The sequence below is a fragment of the Algoriphagus sp. genome (assembly GCF_024642405.1).
Lineage (GTDB): Bacteria > Bacteroidota > Bacteroidia > Cytophagales > Cyclobacteriaceae > Algoriphagus.
The window spans coordinates 1-3,176 of sequence record NZ_JAHEBC010000413.1 but is presented as its reverse complement, the minus strand read 5'-3'; the positions used below and the strand labels follow the sequence as shown (position 1 = coordinate 3,176).

Here is a 3,176-nt window from a genome sequence, read left to right as displayed (position 1 = left end):
AATTTTTGATTTCTATTTTGGATCCGAGACGTCCGATTAACTGTACTCTGTTTCTTAGCGTGTTCATGATAATTGTTGTTTTGTGTGAAAAATTTGTTTGTCGTTTTCGCTAGAGGAATTCGATAAGCCAAAGTTGGGGGATAGCAATCGATAGAGTCGGTAGCTAGTCGTTTGTATCCGTTTGTAGTCGTTTGTTGTCGGATAATCTTACCGTATAAGCTATATGGGCTGATTATTTAATAATTTTTTTTAGTAGGTTTAGAAGGACTTATTTGCAGTTGCGGATCTATAAGTGTTGATATAATCCGATCCTAATCAAAAAAAAACAAACATGCCTATCTCCAAAATCTTTTTATTGAGCCTTTGTATTCTCTTATTTTATCTAGGTAAAGTTTCAGCTCAATCAGCCGATAATCCAGTCGAGATTGAAGTTGATTTTGCCAGTGAAAAAGGGCCGATGAAACCGATATGGGCTTGGTGGGGATATGACGAACCAAATTATACCTATATGAAAGATGGGAAGAAGCTTCTTGGAGAAATCTCAGAGCTAAGTCCCGTGCCGGTTTATGTGAGAGCGCATAGTCTGTTGGTAACAGATGAAGGACCACGGGCAGCATTGAAGTGGGGTTCTACCAATGTTTACACAGAAGACGAGCAAGGCAAGCCTGTTTACAATTGGACCATCATTGATCAGATTTTTGATACTTACCTAGAAAGAGGTATGAAACCTTTTGCGCAGATCGGATTTATGCCCAAAGCGCTTTCCAGAAAGCCTGAACCTTATCGACATTTTTGGAAGCCAGGCATCAAGTATGAAGAAATCTATACAGGCTGGGCCTACCCACCTAAGGATTATGAGAAGTTTGCTGAATTGGTATTCCAATGGGTGAAGCATTCTATTGATCGCTATGGAAAAGAAGAAGTGGAAAGCTGGTATTGGGAGGTATGGAATGAACCAAATATTGGGTACTGGCAGGGAACTACGGAAGAGTACATCAAGCTTTATGATTATTCGGTGGATGCTGTCAAGAGGGCTTTGCCTACGGCAAAAGTTGGTGGTCCGGAAGGCACTGGTCCAGGCTGGGATAAGGCGGCAGAATTCCTAACCACTTTTCTTGACCATGCAAAAGAAGGAACAAATTATGCCACGGGAAAGAAGGGAACGCCTCTCGATTTTATCACTTTTCACGCGAAGGGTAGTCCAAAAGTGGTAGATGGAATGGTGCAAATGAACATGGGAGCTCAATTGAATGATATTGAGAAAGGATTTGAAATTGTTGCTTCGTATCCAGAGTTTAAAAATCTGCCGATCATCATCGGAGAATCTGATCCAGAAGGATGCGCTGCCTGTTCTGAGGCAGATTATCCGCATAATGCCTACCGGAACGGCACCATGTATTCAAGTTATACTGCTGCTTCATTTGCTCGAAAATTTGCCATTGCCGATGAGTATGGAGTAAATCTATTGGGAGCAGTTACTTGGGGTTTTGAATTTGAAAATCAAGCTTGGTTTGCAGGATTCAGGGATATGGCAACAAATGGAGTGAATAAGCCTGTGTTAAATGTCTTTCGAATGTTTGGAATGATGGAAGGAAACAGAGTGGAAGTAAGCGGTGATTTAGCCTATGACCACAGCAGCATTATAGAAAGTGGGGTAAGAGGGGAGCGCACAGATGTCAATGCACTGGCAACTAAAAGTGATAATTCGGCCAGTATCATGCTTTGGAACTATCATGACGATAATAGTAAGATAGGAGATACCACTGCAGTAGCCGTGAAACTGAAAGGTTTGGATAAAGAGAAGATGCTTCTGGAGCATTTCACCATCGATCAAAAAAACAGTAATTCCTATTCACTTTGGCTGAAAATTGGTTCACCGCAAAACCCAACTGCAGATCAGATCGCACAATTGGAAGAAGCCGGACAATTAAAATTGGCAGGTTCGCCAAAGTGGATTTCTACCGAAAAAGGGGAAAAAATCCTTAAACTTGACATCGAGAGGCAAGGAGTTTCTCTGTTAAGGTTGACTTGGTGATTTTATCTAAACCGAATAGATTTCATTAGACATTGAAAAAGCATCAGTCAATTTTGAAATTTGATACTGACATGCTTGTAGTTATTTTTTGGAATTAGGTACTTCTCAAAATAATAATTTGAACTAGCCAGAGTAAGAAGCCGAAACTTTTTAAACTTGCTTCAATATTCTCTTAAATCATTGATTTTGTGTAAATTATTAATATTTCAAGATAAAATAGATTGAATTTTCTAGCTTTTTTTGAGAATCTTTTACATAAAACCCTTACCTAAATTTTAAGAACATGGCCAGTGAAATGATTGTTGAAAAGTCTGTAGTGATTGATCAACCTAAAGACATTGTTTTTGATTATTTGAAGTATTCTAAAAACATGGATAATTACAGTGTTTGGAATATGAAAGATCCCAATAAAAAGACTGACTATTCCGGTAAAGATGGGACTGTTGGCTTTGTGTATAAATGGGATAGTACTGATAAAAGCGTGGGAGCAGGCGAGCAGAAAATTTCGAATATTGTCAAAGGTGAGCGAATTGAATATGAGATGAAATTTGAGAGACCGATGAAAAATGTAGGCACTTCTAAGTTTTTACTTTCTTCTATTAATGACAAACAAACTCAGGTAACCTGGGAATTTCGAGGACCTATCAAATTCCCTATGAGCCTTTTCAAAAGGGTTTTTCAAAAAATGATAGGGAAAGACTTGATGATGAGTTTGGAGAACCTCAAGAAGATTTTAGAAAAGTAAGGTTTTGAAAATGGCGACGAAGAATAAACAAAGGAAAGAGAGATCAGAGGAAGTGATTTTATCTACTCATTTATCAGGCTGAGCGAAGTCGAAGCCATTTTGCTTTGGTTTATCTCTTAAAAAAAATACGATGGAAATACCATTGAAATATACCACGCTACGCTCGGTGAAATAAGGTATTTCGTTTCTATTTCGCCGAAGGCATATTTCAGCGAAGCTGTATTTCGCGAAGCTTATCTTAGAATTAGAAATACAATGGAAATACAATTGGAATATACCTCGCAATGCTCGGTGAAATAAGAGGGCGTTTCATATTTCGCCGAAGGCTTATTTGAGCAAAGCTGTATTTCGGGAGCGAAGCGACCATATCTTTTTATTAAAATCAAATTCCGGAAA

Annotated in this window: 2 protein-coding genes; both read left to right on the top strand. The window is 38.6% G+C overall.

Annotated elements, in window-relative coordinates; translation table 11 throughout:
• The first annotated feature begins 331 nt into the window (after window positions 1–331).
• Window positions 332–2,035: a beta-xylosidase gene (locus tag Q0L68_RS18610; RefSeq protein ID WP_296705756.1), complete on the top strand. Its 1,704-nt coding sequence runs from the start codon at window positions 332–334 to the stop codon at window positions 2,033–2,035.
• A gap of 283 nt (window positions 2,036–2,318) precedes the next feature.
• Window positions 2,319–2,780 carry an SRPBCC family protein gene (locus Q0L68_RS18605; protein ID WP_296705755.1) on the top strand — a complete coding sequence of 154 codons (462 nt, stop codon included), beginning with the start codon at window positions 2,319–2,321 and terminating at the stop codon, window positions 2,778–2,780.
• The last annotated feature ends 396 nt before the right edge of the window (window positions 2,781–3,176 follow it).

What these genes read in the sequence shown, in the direction of transcription:
- Q0L68_RS18610 (WP_296705756.1), top strand. Translation starts at nt 332, where the DNA reads ATGCCTATCTCCAAAATCTTTTTATTGAGCCTTTGTATTCTCTTATTT.
- Q0L68_RS18605 (WP_296705755.1), top strand. Translation starts at nt 2,319, where the DNA reads ATGGCCAGTGAAATGATTGTTGAAAAGTCTGTAGTGATTGATCAACCT.